At 40.1% G+C, this 18,169-nt stretch carries 19 protein-coding genes; 3 read left to right on the forward strand and 16 right to left on the reverse strand.

Annotated features, from left to right (window positions below; translation table 11 throughout):
- The first annotated feature begins 45 nt into the window (after positions 1-45).
- Complete coding sequence (gene pckA / locus WG989_RS00390) at positions 46-1,650, forward strand: phosphoenolpyruvate carboxykinase (ATP) (protein WP_340426527.1); 1,605 nt, start codon at positions 46-48, stop codon at positions 1,648-1,650.
- 81 nt (positions 1,651-1,731) lie between these two features.
- Here the strand turns inward: pckA and WG989_RS00395 are convergent, their stop codons facing one another.
- The 5 genes from WG989_RS00395 to WG989_RS00415 form a co-directional block, all read right to left on the reverse strand.
- Positions 1,732-2,367, reverse strand: coding sequence for a deoxynucleoside kinase (locus WG989_RS00395; RefSeq protein WP_340426528.1), 636 nt, complete (start codon positions 2,365-2,367; stop codon positions 1,732-1,734).
- 93 nt (positions 2,368-2,460) lie between these two features.
- A complete protein-coding gene (gene trpS, locus WG989_RS00400; protein ID WP_340426530.1) occupies positions 2,461-3,465 on the reverse strand; it encodes a tryptophan--tRNA ligase in 1,005 nt (334 codons plus the stop codon).
- A gap of 116 nt (positions 3,466-3,581) precedes the next feature.
- The gene (locus WG989_RS00405) at positions 3,582-4,916 is read right to left on the reverse strand and encodes an OmpA family protein (RefSeq protein WP_340426532.1); all 1,335 of its coding nucleotides are present in this window, start codon (positions 4,914-4,916) and stop codon (positions 3,582-3,584) included.
- Positions 4,917-5,006: 90 nt separating this feature from the next.
- Positions 5,007-5,423 carry a septal ring lytic transglycosylase RlpA family protein gene (locus WG989_RS00410; RefSeq protein WP_340426533.1) on the reverse strand — a complete coding sequence of 139 codons (417 nt, stop codon included), beginning with the start codon at positions 5,421-5,423 and terminating at the stop codon, positions 5,007-5,009.
- 6 nt (positions 5,424-5,429) lie between these two features.
- Positions 5,430-7,127 carry a L,D-transpeptidase family protein gene (locus tag WG989_RS00415; protein ID WP_340426534.1) on the reverse strand — a complete coding sequence of 566 codons (1,698 nt, stop codon included), beginning with the start codon at positions 7,125-7,127 and terminating at the stop codon, positions 5,430-5,432.
- Between the two features lie 228 nt (positions 7,128-7,355).
- Between WG989_RS00415 and WG989_RS00420 the strand changes: the two genes are divergently transcribed.
- Entirely contained in the window at positions 7,356-7,922 is a 567-nt protein-coding gene (locus tag WG989_RS00420; protein ID WP_340426536.1) for a M15 family metallopeptidase, read from the forward strand.
- A gap of 2 nt (positions 7,923-7,924) precedes the next feature.
- Positions 7,925-8,581 (forward strand): hypothetical protein, encoded by a 657-nt coding sequence (locus WG989_RS00425; RefSeq protein ID WP_340426538.1) that lies wholly within the window; start codon positions 7,925-7,927, stop codon positions 8,579-8,581.
- A gap of 2 nt (positions 8,582-8,583) precedes the next feature.
- Here WG989_RS00425 and WG989_RS00430 read toward each other — a convergent pair whose 3' ends face one another.
- The 11 genes from WG989_RS00430 to WG989_RS00480 form a co-directional block, all read right to left on the reverse strand.
- Positions 8,584-8,883 carry a DUF952 domain-containing protein gene (locus WG989_RS00430; protein WP_340426539.1) on the reverse strand — a complete coding sequence of 100 codons (300 nt, stop codon included), beginning with the start codon at positions 8,881-8,883 and terminating at the stop codon, positions 8,584-8,586.
- A gap of 2 nt (positions 8,884-8,885) precedes the next feature.
- Positions 8,886-9,329: a VOC family protein gene (locus WG989_RS00435; protein ID WP_340426540.1), complete on the reverse strand. Its 444-nt coding sequence runs from the start codon at positions 9,327-9,329 to the stop codon at positions 8,886-8,888.
- Positions 9,330-9,338: 9 nt separating this feature from the next.
- Positions 9,339-10,334: a chorismate synthase gene (locus WG989_RS00440; RefSeq protein WP_340426541.1), complete on the reverse strand. Its 996-nt coding sequence runs from the start codon at positions 10,332-10,334 to the stop codon at positions 9,339-9,341.
- Between the two features lie 15 nt (positions 10,335-10,349).
- Positions 10,350-11,627: a 3-phosphoshikimate 1-carboxyvinyltransferase gene (aroA, locus tag WG989_RS00445; RefSeq protein WP_340426542.1), complete on the reverse strand. Its 1,278-nt coding sequence runs from the start codon at positions 11,625-11,627 to the stop codon at positions 10,350-10,352.
- A 1-nt stretch (position 11,628) separates the two neighbouring features.
- Positions 11,629-12,648 carry a 3-dehydroquinate synthase gene (aroB, locus tag WG989_RS00450; RefSeq protein ID WP_340426544.1) on the reverse strand — a complete coding sequence of 340 codons (1,020 nt, stop codon included), beginning with the start codon at positions 12,646-12,648 and terminating at the stop codon, positions 11,629-11,631.
- 129 nt (positions 12,649-12,777) lie between these two features.
- Positions 12,778-13,866 carry a chorismate mutase gene (locus WG989_RS00455; protein WP_340426545.1) on the reverse strand — a complete coding sequence of 363 codons (1,089 nt, stop codon included), beginning with the start codon at positions 13,864-13,866 and terminating at the stop codon, positions 12,778-12,780.
- 103 nt (positions 13,867-13,969) lie between these two features.
- Positions 13,970-14,437, reverse strand: coding sequence for a hypothetical protein (locus WG989_RS00460; protein WP_340426546.1), 468 nt, complete (start codon positions 14,435-14,437; stop codon positions 13,970-13,972).
- A 38-nt stretch (positions 14,438-14,475) separates the two neighbouring features.
- On the reverse strand, positions 14,476-14,937 hold the full coding sequence (locus tag WG989_RS00465) for a GNAT family N-acetyltransferase (RefSeq protein WP_340426547.1): 462 nt from the start codon (positions 14,935-14,937) through the stop codon (positions 14,476-14,478).
- On the reverse strand, positions 14,934-15,812 hold the full coding sequence (locus tag WG989_RS00470; RefSeq protein WP_340426548.1) for a prephenate dehydrogenase: 879 nt from the start codon (positions 15,810-15,812) through the stop codon (positions 14,934-14,936). Before WG989_RS00470 ends, WG989_RS00465 begins: the two co-directional genes overlap by 4 nt.
- Positions 15,802-16,956, reverse strand: coding sequence for a pyridoxal phosphate-dependent aminotransferase (locus tag WG989_RS00475; protein ID WP_340426549.1), 1,155 nt, complete (start codon positions 16,954-16,956; stop codon positions 15,802-15,804). Before WG989_RS00475 ends, WG989_RS00470 begins: the two co-directional genes overlap by 11 nt.
- Position 16,957: 1 nt before the next feature.
- Positions 16,958-17,782, reverse strand: coding sequence for a prephenate dehydratase (locus tag WG989_RS00480; RefSeq protein ID WP_340426550.1), 825 nt, complete (start codon positions 17,780-17,782; stop codon positions 16,958-16,960).
- Between the last annotated feature and the right edge of the window lie 387 nt (positions 17,783-18,169).

Raw genomic sequence — 18,169 nt, forward strand, 5'->3', positions numbered from 1 at the left:
TTAAGCCTTTACTTTTGGCAAAGTCAAATTAATTCAACGATTGCTATGTCAATACCAAGTGTATTTTTCCCCGAGCAGAAATTGATCAAGCTCGGATTGAAACTGTCGGCCAACATCCATTACCAGCTTAGTGCTGATGAATTGTGTGAGCAAACGATCAACCGTCGACAAGGTGTTTATAATAACAGCGGCGCACTTTGCATCAACACCGGTGAGTTTACCGGTCGATCTCCTAAGGACAAGTTTATTGTGTTGGATAACATTACCAAAGACACTGTGCATTGGAACGATTTCAACCAACCTATTGATGAGCGTTACTTCCACATGCTATACAAAAAGATGATGGACTACCTCGGTACCAAAGAAGAGATTTGGGTGAGAGATGCGTATGCATGCGCCGAACCCGCTTATCGATTGAACATCCGTGTGGTGAATGAAAATCCATGGAGCAATCTGTTTGCGCATAATTTATTTCTGCGGCCCACAGAAGATGAACTTGATACGTTTGAACCAGATTGGCATATTATACAAGCTCCCGGTTTTTTTGCAACCCCCGAAACAGATGGTGTACGCAGCAAAAATTTTGCATTGGTAAGTTTTACGAATAAAATAATCTTGATTGGCGGCAGTGGTTATACCGGTGAAATGAAGAAAGGCATTTTTACTGTACTCAATTACTTGTTACCGCAGCAGAAAAATGTATTGAGCATGCACTGCAGCGCCAATATGGGAACCGAAGGCGATGTAGCTGTATTCTTTGGATTGAGCGGCACAGGTAAAACAACACTAAGTGCAGATCCAAATCGCAAACTGATTGGCGATGATGAACATGGTTGGGACGAAGACTCGATCTTCAATTTTGAAGGCGGCTGTTATGCTAAATGCATTGATCTCACAGCAGAAAAAGAGCCCGAAATTTTTAACGCTATTCGTCATGGTGCATTGGTTGAAAACATTCGGTTTTTTGAAGGAACCAATGAAATTGATTTCAGCAACAAAGCCATCACAGAAAATACAAGGGTAAGTTATCCATTGCATTATATCAGCAATGCTTTGCAACCGGCGGTTGGCGGACTGCCCAAAAATATTTTCTTTTTGACCTGCGATGCAACGGGTGTATTACCACCAATCGCAAAACTTACAGAAGGCCAGACGATGTATCAGTTCATTAGCGGTTATACTGCAAAAGTAGCCGGAACCGAAGCTGGTGTTACCGAACCCAAATCTACATTCAGTGCATGCTTTGGCGCTCCTTTTCTTCCGTTGCATCCTGCAAAATATGCGGAGATGCTGGGTTGGAAAATGAATGAAAACAAAGTGAATGTGTGGTTGGTAAATACGGGATGGACAGGTGGTTGTTATGGTATTGGTAAGCGTATTAAATTATCGTACACAAGAGCCTTGATCAGCGCTGCATTAAATGGAGAATTGAATGATGTACAGTATGAAAATATGCCGGTGTTTAATCTTGCAATACCAACAACCTGTACAGCAGTTCCCGATGAATTATTGAATCCCCGAAATACATGGACAGATAAAGCAGCTTATGATGAAAAAGCGAAGTCTTTAGCTGAACAGTTTATAACTAATTTCAAAAAATATGCTTCCGGCAGTGGCGAAGAAATTCTAGCCGCAGCGCCGCAAGTGTAAGTGGTCGTAATCGATTGTTTGCTAAGAACAGAAAACCCCGCTATTCCTGGCGGGGTTTATTATTTCGTTGAATTAAATTGATTAGAACAAACCGTACAATTGCGAATCAATTTTATTAATGATCTCACCAAAATGCTCTTCATTCTCCGCAAACTTATTGGTATCTACATCAATCACCAGTAGGCCACCTTCTTTGTATTGATCTACCCACTTGTTGTAGTATTCATTGAGTTTTTTCAAATAGTCAAGTCGGATATTTTCTTCATATTCTCTTCCCCGCTTTTGTATTTGCGCCACCAACGTTGGTACCGATGCTTTCAGATAGATCAACAGATCTGGGGGCGATACCATTGTCTTCAATGTAGAGAAAAAAGAAAAATAATTATCAAAATCACGTTTGCCCATTAAACCCATATCGTACAGATTGGGTGCGAAAATGTGTGCATCTTCAAAAATGGTGCGATCCTGAATGACCGTTTCAGTGCCACGTTGAATTTCCAACACCTGGTTCAAACGATTATTCAAAAAGTAGATCTGCAGGTTAAAACTCCAGCGTGGCATATCCTCATAAAAATCGTTGAGGTAGGGATTGTGATCCACATCTTCAAACTGCGGAATCCATTTGTAATGCTTTGCCAGCATTTCAGTAAGGGTTGTTTTTCCGGCGCCGATATTACCGGCTATTGCCACATGTTTTGGTTTTTTACTTTTCGCCATAACTGAGATAAATTCCAATGTACACCATCCAAAATAGAAGGACGTTCAAAGTAAAACTTCTTTTTGGATTTTGAGTTTTGGATCTTGGGTTTTTTAAAAATAATTAAGGCCCATTGCCTGCCTTGTTAATTCAATGGTTTTTTGTGCGCTGATCCTTGCTTTTTCAGCTCCCTGTAACATCACGTTTTTCAAGTATGCATCATCGCTTTGAATGGCTGCTGCTTTTTCACGAATGGGTGCTACAAATTTTGCAATATCCTCACCGAGCTGTTTTTTCATATCGCCATAGCGGATCACACAATTGTTGAAATCGCTTTCAAATTTCTCAATTGTATCTGGTGTGCTTACCAAACGCATTAACTGAAAGAGATTTTCAATATAATCGGGCTTTATTGAATTAGGTTCGGTTGGACCAGCGTCAGTTTTTGCCTTCATTACTTTTTTACGGATCACTTCATCTTCATCGGCCAGGTAGATCGTTGCATTTTGATTTTCGCTCTTACTCATTTTACCTGTACCGTCAAGACTTGGCACTTTCACCAACTCGCCACCAAAGTTGAACGCCATTGGTTCAGGAAATACATCTCCATAACGATGGTTAAAACGGTTGGCAAATGTGCGGGCCATTTCAAGATGTTGCTCCTGATCTTTCCCCACAGGAACATACTTTGCACGATGCAGAATAATATCTGCTGTTTGCAGAACAGGATATGTAAGCAACCCCGCATTTACATTTTCAGGATGCTGACGAACCTTATCTTTAAACGTGGTTGTTTTTTCCAATTCACCCTTGTACGCCATCATGTTGAGATAGAGATACAGCTCAGCTGTTTCATACACATGGCTCTGACAATAAAATGCAACTTTTTCCGGATCTAAACCACAGGCAATATTTTCTGCAAATACTCTTCTTACATTTTCTTTCAGTTCTTTTGTTTCAGGATGTGTAGTGAGTGAGTGCCAATCGGCCACCATAAAAAAACATTCATACTCATCCTGCATCTTTACATAATTACGCATTGCCCCAAAATAATTCCCCAAGTGTAAATAACCTGTGGGGCGGAGGCCACTCATTACAATTTCTTTCTGCTTGCTCATACGTTTCTGTGATCTTTCTTACAATTATAAGTGGGCGAAGATAAAACTTGTTTAGCGTGCAGGGCATAAAAAAATCCCCCGTAATAACGGGGGATTCAATATTAGAAACGTACTAATTAATAGCTTCTCAACTTCAATTCCACACGACGATTTTTTGCTTTGCCAGCTGCGGTTTTATTGTCGGCAATTGGTTTATCTGAACCATAACCTGCAGAGGTCAACCGATCTTTCTCAATTCCCTGTGCTGCCAGGTAAGCTTTAACTGCTGCTGCACGGTTTTCAGAAAGGATCTGATTTTTTGCAGCATCACCTGTATTATCGGTATGTCCTTCCACATCCAGTTGAAGCGTTGGGTTATCTTTCAGAATCTGCGCTACTTCATTTAAAGGAGCATATGATTTCTTTTGTAATTGATAGCTACCGGTATTGAAGAAGATATTGCGTGCCGCAAATTCAACTTTTGTTTTGATCTCTTCTTTTACTTCCGGACAACCTGCATTTGCTGCAATACCTGCAACAGTAGGGCATTTGTCTTCTTCATCATTCACACCATCAGCATCCGTATCGGGTACAGGGCAACCGCCGTAGCGTGCAACACCTGCCTGTTGAGGACATTTGTCTTCTTCATCATTAATACCGTCCTTATCGCTATCAGGGATTGGACAACCATTGTAACGTGCAACACCTGCTACATCAGCACATTTATCATCTTTATCTGCAATACCATCTCTGTCTTTATCAGGACAACCACGGAGTGCAGCAACACCAGCTTCATCAGGACATGCATCATCCACATCTAACACACCGTCACCATCTTTATCTTTTGGAGGCTCTGGCGCCGGAGGAGGAGGTGGTGGTGGAGCAACTCGTTCTTTCAAAGGGATACTGATACCAAAAGAATGCACCAATCCATAATTTGCTCTTGAAGTAATAGGCGCTCTATACCCTGTGTTAACGTGAATAAAGGTTTGATCGAAAAGATTTACCTGTAAACCCGCACCTAACGGGATATAAGCCATAAATGATGAACGTTCTTTTGAAACCCCAATACCTGCCTGCAAATAAGGAACAACCCAATAATTATCAGGTAATAATTTCAGATTGAAATTTGCATCAGCTTCAATGTAAAGTTTTTCGTTTACGCTGATGTCCTGCGAGTTTCTTACCGGGTATGAAAAAAAGCTTCCCCCCAATCTTGCCATAACGTCAAGATTATTGGTAATGCCCTGTATATAATGAATGGTCAGACCTGGGTTAAGGCGATCAGATTTTTTGTAGTTTTTTTCTCTAAGAACGGTTGTAAGTCCACGATTTCGTAAGTCACTACCTGTTTCAAAATCAAAAAAGGAAACCTGGAATCCAATAGAGGGAAGTTTCTTTAAATCCTTATTCTGTGCTCCGGCAGCAAAAAAACTGCAAACAGCAACCAGTAATACGATCAATTGTTTCATAAATGAATTGTTTTGGAATGAGCAAAAATAACGGTAGGTAGCTTAATCGTAAAATAAATTACCCACATTGTTAAATACTTAATCTACGCTTTACTTTGAAGGTGGTTTTTTACCCAAAACTTCAATTTTTACACGGGTAAGACCGCTTTTTATAAACCCAAGCTTTGTAGCCCCGGCTCTTGAAAGGTCAATAATCCGTTTGTTTCGATGGTGAAGCCGGTCGTTGATTTTCACCGTTACGGTTCGTCCGTTACGGAGATTGGTTACACGTACATAAGTGCCTAAAGGAAGTGTATTGTGTGCGGCGGTTAGTTTTTGATTGCTGAAGATTTCGCCGTTTGCTGTTTTACGTCCATTAAACTTATTGGAGTAAAAACTTGCCATGCCATATTGGATCTTTGCTTTTGGAGTAGCTTTTTTTACCGGTTGACTTCCCTCCCGCTGCGCTTGAACAGGTATTGCGAACACGGAAGTGAGCAGCCATAAAAGAAGATACAATTTCGTCATCAATCGTTATTTAGTTGAAAAATATGCTTCACGTGCCATCTTATCTTCATGATAAATATCGTCGAAGAAGAACAGCTTTCCATTTTTTCCCGCAGCGGTAAAGTAACGGAAATAAACCGGAAGCCTCGTTTTCACCCGAACGATGTGCTTTTCCTTGCGTTCCAGCCAAACTTTGATCGAATCACTCACTACTCTTTTTGGATCGCTTTCATAATTTATACTATCCAAAGCAGAAATGTAATATGTAAGTTTTTCCCACTCCTGTACACGTACACATCCATGACTCAAGGCTCGTTTTGCATTCTTGAACAGGTAACGTTGATTGGTATCGTGCAGATAAACGGAATATTTATTCGGGAAATTAAATTTGAGAATACCTAACGCATTATCATCGCCACTGCCCTGTACAACTTTGTATGGAATCCCTTTTTTATATTTTGTCCAATCAACAGTATAAGGATCAACTTCCTCTCCTTCCCATGTTAGAAGTGAATACCCTTTTTTTGCAAGATAACCGGGATCACGACGAAGGGCCGGTACAATTTCCTTCATAATGATACTATTGGGAATGGTCCATTGCGGATAGGTAACCATATCACTGATTCTACTCGTTAATAACGGCGTTCTTGTATTGGGTTTGCCAACTACCACTTTGCTTTCAAGACGCATTGTATCATTATCCCATAACTCCAGTTTATAAGCCGGAAGATTTACCCATATATAACGTTCCGGCATTTTTGGTGGCAATACTTTGTATCGATCCAGATTAATAGCTATTCGTTTGAATTTCTCTGCGTCTGTATTATTGAGATAACTAACTACCTGCACGCCAAACTTACCATCAACGGTCATCTCTCTTCTTTGCTGAAGTTTGATCAACGCTGCTTTTAGCTGACTCGAATCTACTTGCTCCGTTTGCCAACTGAGCATCCCTTCCTGCTGCAAACGCTTTACTAATGTTTTTACAAAAGCCAATGAATCTTTATAGGGATAAGAAACATAGGTGTATTTTTTTTCAAAGTCGGCACTATCAATAAATTGCTTTGTTGCTTTTTTCAATTCTACATACCCCTCATGCGATGGCTCTAATGCATGAAATACTTCCGATAATGATTTTCCATTTACAACTGCAGATAGATTCGATTGATAAAATTTATCTGTTAAAACCGAATCAGGATTCATGAACGTACTATCCACTTTCAAACGGCCGATATGCAAATGTGCAGCCATATGAAAGAATGCATCGGTGAGTAGCACATCTGCCTTCGACCAGAGTGCTGCATCACGTCGATCGCCAACAGACGCTGTATCTGCGGCAAAGCGTGCAGCCATATTTTTTAAAACAGGAAAATGATAATCCTCCGGAAATAATCCGTACAATTTTGCCTGCTGAAGAAATAACATCATCGAATCAGCGATCGAAAGAAATCGTTCGTCGCTGCTCCAAACTGCTTTGTAACCCGATTGATTATAATATGCATCAACTGCATTGAAACGGGAAATGGTTGTACTGTCATCGGCTTTACCACCATCTTTAATGCGAGAAAGTAATTGAGTGATATTGGTTGTTACCCGATCATTCATTTTTTCAGGTTCTGTTACAATATCCTTTTCCTCGCCCGAACCATCGCCGCAAGCATTGATGGCGAACAGGAAAAGAAACAACAGGAACGAATAAGAAAGACGGGCAAATTGTTTTCTCATGTAATGACTACATTTATTGTTCCATCACCAAAAAGTTCAGTAATGGATGCTTTTCAGATAGTCAAAATAGTGAAACGGTTGCACATAGCAATAACGGGCATTATGTTTTTTTCCCTGTTGGTTTTACCATCCTTTGCCCAGCCGCTGAAAACCAGTAGTTATGGTGTGAAATATATTGATTCCGAAAAAAGCTACAGGCGAACATTAACAACTGACGTTAACAAACAGATGAAAGATCTGAAACAACTGATTCCAGATCTGGTGCTCGACCTGCGGTATGCAACAAATGATAATTTTGTAAAACAGTCGCTTTATCCTGCCAATACAGGCATTACCTTTTTACGCCTGCCTGCAGCAAATGCATTGAAAGAAGTACAGGAAGAATTACATGAAAAAGGATTTGGGTTGAAGATCTTTGATGCCTATCGCCCCTACTCCGTTACTATAAAATTCTGGGAGTTAATCAAAGATGAACGTTATGTAGCCAACCCAGCAAAAGGAAGCGGACATAACCGTGGCTTAGCGGTTGACTTAACAATTGTTGATTTGAAAACAGGTGTTGAATTAGATATGGGAACCGGCTTTGATAATTTTACGGATACTGCACACCATACATTCACACAATTAAACACAACCGTTTTGCAAAACAGGAGACTGTTGAAAGATGTGATGCTGAAATATGGTTTCAACTTATTGGAAACAGAATGGTGGCATTACTATTGGCCGAATGATCGGAATTATGAAGTGCTCGATCTTGATTTTAAAAAACTCTATAAATTCACAAAAAAGAACTAATTATGAAGAAAATCATAGTCCTGTTTTCGTTCGTGGTGTTTTACTCAGCCGTATTCGCTCAGAACAACAACGAAGAGTTTATTGAAGTAACAATTAGTGATTCAATTCAAGTTGAACCGGAGCAATTAATATTTTCCATATTCTTTTTAAGCGATGATTTTGAAAGAGACGCCCGTGGAAATGCTAAGATTACGGAGAACCCAAATATCAAATATGTTTATTCACTTTTAAAGGACATGAAGTTAGACACGATGCCTGCCAAAATTTCTTTCAATACCGAGAATGTTGGGCAAAAGCAAATTTCAATACTTTTTAATTCAATAAACGATCTGCGAGAATTCAGCAAAAAAATCCGCTTAAAAAAAGGTTTGCAAGGATTTGTTTCAGACAAGGCTACATCTAAGCTTAAAGAAGCGAATGAAGCCTTTTATGAAAAATTGCTTCTTAAAGCAAAACAAGATGCACTCCTGTTGGCATCAAAATCGCAAAGAGAGTTGAATAAGATAATTCAGATTACAGTGAAAGATATTGAAGACTCATATGTTGGAGGTTGGACTGCATACCCGCCATTGTCTGTGTTACGTGCAGCAGAAGCAGAGCCGGATGAACTAAAGGTTATCGTTACAAAACAAATTACGGTACGATACAGTCTTAAATAAATCTATTGTCCAACTACATCCACCACTGCATCCACATTAATTGTTCCATACACGTGCGGAAAAGTATCTTCAGTTGAAGGGCTCCATTCAAATACAAAACGGCTGGTGAGTTTATCCGTATCGATAACAAGCTTAACCAAATCAGTTTTGCCGGCGAAATAGCGTTCAAGCACACCTTCAACCTGGTTTTCCTGTGAGCAATGAATAAATCCTTCCGCTTTTAAAGAGGGAGATTCGTAAGCACCAACTTCTTTTGCTGCATTCCATTCAGCAGCTGTAGTAACATGATAAATAATGGGCATCGTTAACGTTTTACTTCGTTCAGTTCAATTAAATAACCATCAGGATCGGCAAGATAGATCTGTACAGCACCATCAAAACGAACCTGTTTATGAAAGCTCATCTTGTGTTGCGTTAAATATTTTTCAGCAGCAGCAATAGAAGTTACAAACAATGCAAAGTGACCACCGTTACGATCGTTCTTTACTTCAAAATTTCTTCCTGCCAGTAAATGTATCTGTTGATCAGTTCCCAACTTAAACCAGGAACGGATTGCTTTGAGTGAATCAGGTACAGCAACAGGTTCAAGCCCCATTACTTCTTTATAAAATTTAGTGCTTGCTGCAATATCTTTTACGTGTAAGGCAACATGATTGTGTTTCACCACTTCGATCTTTGCATCTGTTTGTGCAAATGAAAATGTTGTGATGAATAAGGCAAGAAAGGCAATCGTTATTCGTTGAAGCATACTGTAAAGTTAAGAGACGATTCTTTTGATCTGTTGTTCCTGCAACATTAAATCAGCCAAGACAATCGCTGTTGCAGCTTCTACAATTACAGGAGCACGCAATGCCACACAAAGATCATGACGACCCTTGATGGAAAATTTTTCCATCTGTTCTGTATCCCAGTTTAAACTTGTTTGTTCTTTTGGAGTTGAAGATGTTGGTTTGATAGCAATACGGAACAGCAGTTCATTTCCATTGGTAATACCGCCCACCACACCACCTGCGTGATTGGTAATTGTTTTGCCAGACATTGTTTCAATGGCATCATTATGCTCGCTGCCAAACATTTTTGCTGCGGCAAAACCGGTTCCGAATTCAACACCACGTACTGCAGGTATGGTAAACATCATTTGTGCAAGCAATGATTCTACTGAATCGAAATACGGTTCACCTAAACCAACAGGTAACCCTGTTACTTTGCATTCAACCAAACCACCAACAGAATCTTTTGCATCAATTGCATTCTGTAATCCCTTCTCTAAATCTTTTTCGCCACCAATTTCTGTTACCTCAGCATGAATAGAAACACCGGTCATGAGTTTTTTTGCAATTGCACCGGCCGCCACTAAGCCTGTTGTGAGTCGTGCACTGAAATGTCCACCACCACGATAGTCTTCATGACCACCAAACTTTTGATGTGCCACCCAATCGGCATGACCGGGACGAGGAATACTGCGTTGCTTATTATAATCTTCGCTGCGTGTATTATTATTTTCAAAGAAGATGGCAATCGGGAAACCGGTTGTCTTCTCATTAAAAATTCCGCTTTTGAAAAACGGGTAATCCGCTTCCTGGCGTGGAGTAGTTCCTTTTTGTTTACCGCCTTTTCTGCGTTCGAGATCGGGCAACAGATCATCAACCGTTAATGCAAGACCTGCCGGACAACCATCTACTACAATGCCTACGCTTTCGCCATGCGATTCGCCAAAGATGGATACACGAAATAATTTACCGAATGAGTTCAAAGTTGAATGGTTTGATTATAAAGATACGTTTGCACCCAATACTTTCAAGTGCTCATAAAAATCAGGGTATGATTTGTTGATGGCTTCTGCTTCTTCAATCGTTACATCGTCATCTGCTTTTAATGCAGCCACTGCACAAGCCATTGCAATTCGATGATCGTGGCGTGAATGAACAGTTGCTCCTTTTAATCCGCCACCACCATGAATGATCATCAGATCATCCTGCAACTCAATTGTTACACCCAACTTTGCGAATTCCTCCTGCAGCGTTAATGCACGGTTACTTTCTTTATGTGTTAAACGTGTGGTGCCTTCAATCACCGATTTACCTTTGCAATAAGCTGCCAATGCAACCAATGGCGGAAACAGATCCGGGCATTCTGTTGCATTGAAATGAAAACCCCTAACCCCTAAAGGGGGATAACCAACTTCTATTTGATCATTGCTCACAGATAGCTTACATCCGCAATCCATCAACGCTTCCAGTATTTTTTTATCAGCTTGCGTTGAAAACACATCTAATCCTTTCACCACGATGTTTCCGGCTATTGCACCTGCAACGAGTAAGAATGCAGCACCACTCCAATCGCCTTCTACAGTATAGTGATGTGTGATGAGTGATGAGTAATGAGTCTCAGCAGCAAAATAAAACTCTTCATAGTTTCTGTTCTCCGGCACTTTCAAACCAAACTGTTTCATCACATCGAGTGTAAGATCAATATATGGTTTGCTTTTAAGATTGGTTACTGTAATCGCTACATCACTTGCTGCACTTGCTGCATAAGCCAGCAACAATCCCGTTAAAAACTGTGAGCTGAGTGAACCATCAATGGTAATATTTTTCGGCACGATTGGTCCCTGAATATTCAATGGTAATTTGCCCTGATTACTTTTTACATGCACATCAAGCTGTGGTAAGATCTCATCAAAGAAATCCATTGGTCTTGTAGTCAAACTGCCTGTCCCATTTACTGCAAGTTCATGATTGCTTAATGCAACCAATGGAGTAAACATGCGGATGCTCAAACCACTTTCGCCGCAATTGATTTCGCTGCTCACCGGTTGTACACCATTACTTTCAATAATAAGTTCGTTTCCATTGTTTGTAACTGTGCCGCCTAAGCGTTGGGTAATATCCATCGCCGCTTTATCATCGTTACTATGTCCGGGATTTTTAATGATACTCTTTCCTTTCGCCACCAATGCAGCAGCACAGGCACGCTGCATCGAACTTTTTGATGCATTCGATTGAATGGTTCCGGTGAGTGTAGATGGTTGTATTGTTACCTTCACGTTATAAACTTTCGATAATGGTTTTCAATTGTGTCAACGGAATATTCTTCACCACTCCCTTGCCGATCTTATTCAGCAATACATAACTCATCTCCGCTTTCACTTTCTTTTTATCTTTTTGCAGAATTTCAAATGCCTTTTTCTTGTCAAACTCAGCATAGGTTGGCAAACCATACTTACTTAATAAGTTCACCACTTTCTCTGTTTGTTTAAATCCTGTGAGTTGTTCAGAAATATGACAGGCATAGGTCATACCGATTGAGATGGCTTGTCCATGTGATAACTCATACATGTTTTCAATTGCATGACCCAACGTATGTCCGTAGTTCAACAACTTGCGATCGCCACTTTCAAATTCATCGGCCTGCACCACTTTTGTTTTAAGGAGTGCATTGCGTTTAATAAGTGCGGCCATCAGGTTTTTCTTTTTCTGATAGTCAGCCAGTGTATGCGCTTCCAGTTCTTTGAACATCGCTGTATCTTTAATACATGCATGTTTAATGATCTCAGCAAAACCATTCTCCCATTCGCTTTGCGGTAACGATGAAAGCAACGACATATCATGCAATAAAAAAGACGGCTGACGGATAACGCCCACCATATTTTTATACATACCCACATCAATTCCATTCTTACCACCAATACTTGCATCAACCAATGCCAATACTGTTGTTGGCACAAAACCGAACTTAATACCACGCATGTACACCGATGCAACATATCCTGTAAGATCGGTGATCACGCCACCTCCAATACCAACTAAAGTTGATTTACGATCTGCACCTAATTCGATCAACTGTTCAACAATCGTATCAACAGTTGCTTGAATTTTAAATTCTTCGCCTGCTTTTAATACAATCGTGTTCCAGTTCTTCAACTTGTTGCCATGTGCTTTGAAAATGTTTTCATCAGTAATGATGACCGTATGAGTTTTGTCAACGATCTTACCCAACTGTGAAAGCTGTCCTTCAAAGTAGTAATCAACAGAAGCGGTAGAAAATTTATATGTACGCTTTACCATAATATCATTGCCACAAAGGCGCTAAGACGCAAAGAAAAAAGATGAATAGAATTGTTACAGCACAAGTGAGTGACACAACGAAAGCAAAATGATTGCACTGCAGCCCACTCACAACTCAGCATTCACCACTCACGAATCAAGCACCTTCTTCTGATGATTAATGCTTTCCATATGCACCGCATCAAAATACTTAGTGATGAAATCTTTGCTCAAACCTTTACGCTCGCCTTCTTTAAATGCACGTTCCAGAATTTCGTTCCAGCGGTTTGTTTGTAAGATGGTGATGTTGTTATCTTTTTTGTATTGACCAATGTTCTCAGCAATTTTCATACGCTGACCAAGGATCTGCATCAACTCATCATCAAGCTGGTTAATTTGCTGACGCAATTTTTCCAATGCCTGGTGAAACTCATCTGATGCTACATCTTCTTTACGCCAGATGATGCTGCTCAACATTTCTGCCAAACGCTCAGGAGTAACCTGTTGTTTTGCATCGCTCCATGCATTGTCCGGATCAATATGACTTTCGATCATCAAACCATCAAAGTCGAGATCGATTGCTTTTTGTGCTGTCTCTTGTAAAATATCTCTGCGACCGCAAATATGAGAAGGATCATTTATGATGATCTGATCAGGATTACGACGCTTCATTTCAATGGCCAAATGCCACATTGGTGCATTGCGATATTCTGTATTACCGTAAGAAGAAAATCCACGGTGAATTAAACCGATTTGTTTAATGCCTGCACGAGCCACACGTTCAACTGCACCACTCCACAATTCAAGATCTGGATTGATCGGGTTCTTGATCAACACCGGAATATCAACACCACGTAACGCATCAGCAACTTCCTGTACGCTGAAAGGGTTTACGGTTGTGCGTGCACCGATCCACAATACATCCACTTCAAAGTTCAATGCATCTTCCACTTGCTTGCCCGTTGCAACTTCAACAGTTGTTGGTAAGCCTGTTAATGCTTTTGCTTTTTGCAGCCATGGTAAACCTTTAGCGCCAATCCCTTCAAACATTCCGGGTTTGGTACGTGGTTTCCAGATACCTGCACGCAACATATTTATTTTTCCTGTTGCTGCCAGGCGCTGTGCGGTTGATACTAATTGATCTTCGGTTTCGGCGCTGCATGGTCCGCCAATGATCAGTGGCTTCTTGCTCCATGCTTCCTGCACTTTCTCTTTCATGTTTGCTTCTAATGTTTGCATTGTTATTGGTTGTAAAGTTAAGTTTTATGTTACGAACACTTGTTCTGCTATGTTTCTTTGTTGCGTCGCACTCTTGTGCGTTCTTAATTCTATTCAACAAACATTATTTCTCATTCGGTTTTAAAGTTTCATAATCAATATCATTTGTCCTATCGATAAGTGTGGAATCGTTCTTTCTGTAGATCAAAGTGTCCCCATCTTGATTCACGACAACTCCACCTGAACTATCTTTAAAGATTGTTATGCTCTGCTTAGGTATATCTACTTGCTCTTTTGGTTCTTTAAACAAACCACCAACCAACAAAAACAAAGGAGTACAGGCAAAACATATGTTCGAAATACTTAGGCCAATCCAAAAAAGCCGCAATTGATGACCTCTAATTTTTCTAATTGCTACCACTGTCCAAGCTAAACAAAACATATATAAAAGAAAAAGAAACAAATGGCTAAAACCAAGCCCATGAATATAGCCGCCATCGACATACTTCCAAATCAACTTCGATAGCAAGTAACCGCCACCAAAAACAATAATGGAAGTTAATACACCTGCTATAATTGAATTTCTTTTCATTTTACTTAGGAAGTTTATTAATCTTCTTTTGTTTCTGTTTATGATTTGTTCTTCTGCATCTGTTTCATCTCTTTAAATCGTGGTTCAGACATTTCAAATTTTACTTCTCCTTTTCCATACACTCCTGTTTCGATCCATCCTTGCTTCCGATAAAATGTTTCCGCTCTTGTTCCCGGGCTTGTACTCAACCAAACTGTTTCATCTGTTTGATTGAAATACCAGTTCATCATCAGATCATGCAATTGCTTGCCGATTCCTTTTGCTTCACTGTTGGGGTCAACAAACAAAGCCCAGATATTATGATCCACTAAATCAGCAATTGAAAAACCAACCACCACATCATTAATTACACAAACCCAACCCTTGCCTCTTCTGGTGATATAATCTTCCACATCTTTATCTGGCACCAATGCTGGATTGCTCAACATGTTTTCTTTTACAGCGTTACGTACAACCTGTATCTGCGGAATATCTTGTATCGTTGCTTCACGAAAGATCATTTGATGATGCGTCTTATTTTGTTTGCGTGTTCAATTAAATTCTGTAAGTCTGTTCCTTTATCATCCCTAATGCTGTCTCTGAATTTTGTTAACTGTTGAATATGTTCATTCAACACATCCAGCACATTTACTTTATTCTGCAAAAAGATGGGAACCCACATAGCAGGATTACTTTTTGCCAAACGCACCGTGCTTTCAAAACCTGCACTCGCCATTTCGAAAATAGCATTGTCTTCTTTTTCTTTTTCCAATACTGTATTTGCTAATGCAAAAGATGTGATGTGTGAAATATGACTCACATACGCCGCATGCAGATCATGTGCTTTAGCTTCCATGCTCAGCAGGTGCATACCTATTTTTTTATACATGTATTTTGTCCATTCCAATGCATCGAGATCGCTATCGCCTTCGTTGCAAATGATCACCGCTTTATTTTCATAAGCGCCACGTACTGCAGCAGCGGGACCGCTGTACTCCGTACCCCACATGGGATGCGTTGCAACATAACGTCCACGTTTGGGATGATTTGCTACTGCTTCTGTTAATTGCGATTTGGTAGAACCAAGATCAACAACGATCTGCTGATCTACTTTATCAAGAATAGAAGGCAGCAAACCTACCATCAGATCAACGGGGAATGCAAGTATCACTACATCGCTTTGTGCAATGGCTTCATCTAATGGTAATATTTCATCCACAAGTTCAAGTTCCAAAGCTTTTGCTTCGTGTTCTTTATTGGCATCAGCACCAATCAATCGTGACGAGATTTTTTTCTCATGCAGCTGAATGGCGAGTGAACCACCAATTAAACCCACTCCAATGATTGCAATTCGTTTACGTTCCATACTTTTTGCTTTTGACTTTTTACTTCGCACTTATCCTCTCAATCGCTTCTTCAAATCTTGTAACCGGCGCACACAAACTCACTCTTATATATCCATCACCTGCATTACCAAAAATGCCCCCCGGTGTTATAAACACATTGCTGTTGTACAACACTTCATCACTCAACTCATAACCTGTTTTGTATTTCGCTGGGGTCTTTGCCCACACGAACATACCAACCTGGTCTTTTGAATACACACAGTTCAATAGATCCAATAATTCAAATACTTTCTCTCTGCGTTCTCGGTAAATTTTATTTACTCCATCGTACCAGTCTTTACCGAGGTTCAATGCAGTTGCTGCTGCCAATTGTAACGGCAGAAACATACCGCTATCCATATTACTTTTGAAACGTAGCACTTCATCAATGCGTTCTTTTGCTCCGCTTAACATGCCCACTCTCCATCCTGCCATATTGCTCGATTTGCTGAGAGAGTTTAATTCCAACACACAATCTTTTGCGCCTTCAATACTTAATAAACTCATCGGGTTTTCGTTCAGGATAAAGCTATATGGATTATCATGAATGATGAGGATGCCTGTTTTCTTTGCGAAAGCAACTAACTGCTCAAACAACTTATGTTCTGGCACTTGACCGGTTGGCATCTGCGGATAATTCACAAACATCAACTTCACTTTTGAAAGATCAGCCGCTTCTAATGCAGCAAAATCAGGTGCATAATTATTTGCTTCTTTCAAATCATAATCAACACAAACGCCACCTGCTAACTTCACCGCACTTCTGTATGTTGGGTAACCGGGATTCGGCACCAACACTTCATCTCCTTCGTTCAAATAAGTCATGCAGATATGCATAATACCTTCCTTACTGCCAATGAGCGGAAGAATTTCTGTATCAGGATTCAACTCAACATTGTACCATTTCTTATACCAATCACTCATGGCCTTACGCAACACAATTGAACCTTTGTACGATTGATAGCCATGTACATTTGGTTTTACACTTTCTTCCTGCAATGTCTTTACCACATCAGGATGCGGTGGCAGATCAGGACTACCAATGCCAAGGTTGATAATCTGCTTACCTTGTTTGTTCAGTTCATCAATTTCCCGCAACTTCTGCGAAAAATAATATTCACCAATACCGTCCAATCGTTTTGCTGTCTGTATCATATTAAACTGTCTTTCCGTTTTTGTAAACACCATAGATCTTCAACTCAACAGTTGAAGGTTTGATTGCTTCAATCACTTTATGAAACTGCTCAATTGTTTCAAATTCCATATCTGCATGAAAGCTGTATTTAAAATCTGTTCCCGGAATCGGAAAACTTTGCAGCTTACTTAAATTAATGCCACCATCTGCAATTTGTCCAAGTACTCTTGCCAAACTTCCTTTTGAATGATCGGTAACAAAATTCACCGATGCTTTATTCGCATTTTCAATTGAACCGTTTTGTTCACGTTGCAAAATGAGGAACCTCGTATAGTTCTTCTTCATTGTTTGAATACCCGGCGCAATCACATGTAAATCGTATAGATCAGCTGCCAGCTTGCTGGCGATGGCTGCAATATGTTTGCTCTTATGCTGATAGATATGTTTTGCACTCAACGCCGTGTCATCTGTTTCAACCAACTTCCATTTATGCTTATCGAGATAATCGTAGCACTGCTGCAAAGCCATTGTATGCGAATGCACTTCTTTAATGTCTTCTAGTTTTACTCCCTTGTTTACGATCAGGTTTTGTTTAATGTGGAGGTATACTTCACCTACAATCACCAGGTTACTTTTCTGTAATAGATTATAGTTCGGCAAAATGCTGCCGGCAATAGAATTTTCAATCGCCATCACTGCGCCGTCGCTTTCTTTTTTATTGGCACCGATCTTTACCACTTCCCTGAATGTGGCACAAGGGATCACTTCCACATCCTTTCCAAAGAATTGTCTTGCCGCTTCCTGGTGAAAACTGCCTTCGTAACCTTGTATCGTAACTTTTGCCATAGTGCTAAAATGAAGAATCCCGACCTTTTGGCCGGGATTCTTTATGTTGATTCGTTTCGTTCGTTTAGTTCACTTTCAACAACAGGATTCCCGGCTTCATTCTAAAATAAAAGAAGCTAAAATAAAAGAAACGGTATCCTTTGTTGATTGTCATCGAATCAAAAGTAAAGCAGGGAACGCATAAAACAAGTGTTAGTCGTAAAAAAAATCTGTGCAACCGTTTGGAGCATGTTCAGGAACTATCTCTGCTTAATAGTTAGTTGGAATAAAAAAGGTTGTTTCAGGGCACGAAAAAAGCCATTCCAGGAATGGAACGGCCGTTAACGATTGCTTGCCATATGAAAATCTTATTCGGATTTCTCTATCCCCGGCAAGCTGGGTATTCAC

The organism is Lacibacter sp. H407, from assembly GCF_037892605.1.
Classification (GTDB): domain Bacteria; phylum Bacteroidota; class Bacteroidia; order Chitinophagales; family Chitinophagaceae; genus Lacibacter.

Coding starts and splice junctions, on each gene's coding strand:
- pckA (WP_340426527.1), top strand. CDS start 46: ATGTCAATACCAAGTGTATTTTTCCCCGAGCAGAAATTGATCAAGCTC.
- WG989_RS00395 (WP_340426528.1), bottom strand. CDS start 2,367: ATGGCGAAAAGTAAAAAACCAAAACATGTGGCAATAGCCGGTAATATC.
- trpS (WP_340426530.1), bottom strand. CDS start 3,465: ATGAGCAAGCAGAAAGAAATTGTAATGAGTGGCCTCCGCCCCACAGGT.
- WG989_RS00405 (WP_340426532.1), bottom strand. CDS start 4,916: ATGAAACAATTGATCGTATTACTGGTTGCTGTTTGCAGTTTTTTTGCT.
- WG989_RS00410 (WP_340426533.1), bottom strand. CDS start 5,423: ATGACGAAATTGTATCTTCTTTTATGGCTGCTCACTTCCGTGTTCGCA.
- WG989_RS00415 (WP_340426534.1), bottom strand. CDS start 7,127: ATGAGAAAACAATTTGCCCGTCTTTCTTATTCGTTCCTGTTGTTTCTT.
- WG989_RS00420 (WP_340426536.1), top strand. CDS start 7,356: ATGAAAGATCTGAAACAACTGATTCCAGATCTGGTGCTCGACCTGCGG.
- WG989_RS00425 (WP_340426538.1), top strand. CDS start 7,925: ATGAAGAAAATCATAGTCCTGTTTTCGTTCGTGGTGTTTTACTCAGCC.
- WG989_RS00430 (WP_340426539.1), bottom strand. CDS start 8,883: ATGCCCATTATTTATCATGTTACTACAGCTGCTGAATGGAATGCAGCA.
- WG989_RS00435 (WP_340426540.1), bottom strand. CDS start 9,329: ATGCTTCAACGAATAACGATTGCCTTTCTTGCCTTATTCATCACAACA.
- aroB (WP_340426544.1), bottom strand. CDS start 12,648: ATGGTAAAGCGTACATATAAATTTTCTACCGCTTCTGTTGATTACTAC.
- WG989_RS00455 (WP_340426545.1), bottom strand. CDS start 13,866: ATGCAAACATTAGAAGCAAACATGAAAGAGAAAGTGCAGGAAGCATGG.
- WG989_RS00460 (WP_340426546.1), bottom strand. CDS start 14,437: ATGAAAAGAAATTCAATTATAGCAGGTGTATTAACTTCCATTATTGTT.
- WG989_RS00465 (WP_340426547.1), bottom strand. CDS start 14,937: ATGATCTTTCGTGAAGCAACGATACAAGATATTCCGCAGATACAGGTT.
- WG989_RS00475 (WP_340426549.1), bottom strand. CDS start 16,956: ATGATACAGACAGCAAAACGATTGGACGGTATTGGTGAATATTATTTT.
- WG989_RS00480 (WP_340426550.1), bottom strand. CDS start 17,782: ATGGCAAAAGTTACGATACAAGGTTACGAAGGCAGTTTTCACCAGGAA.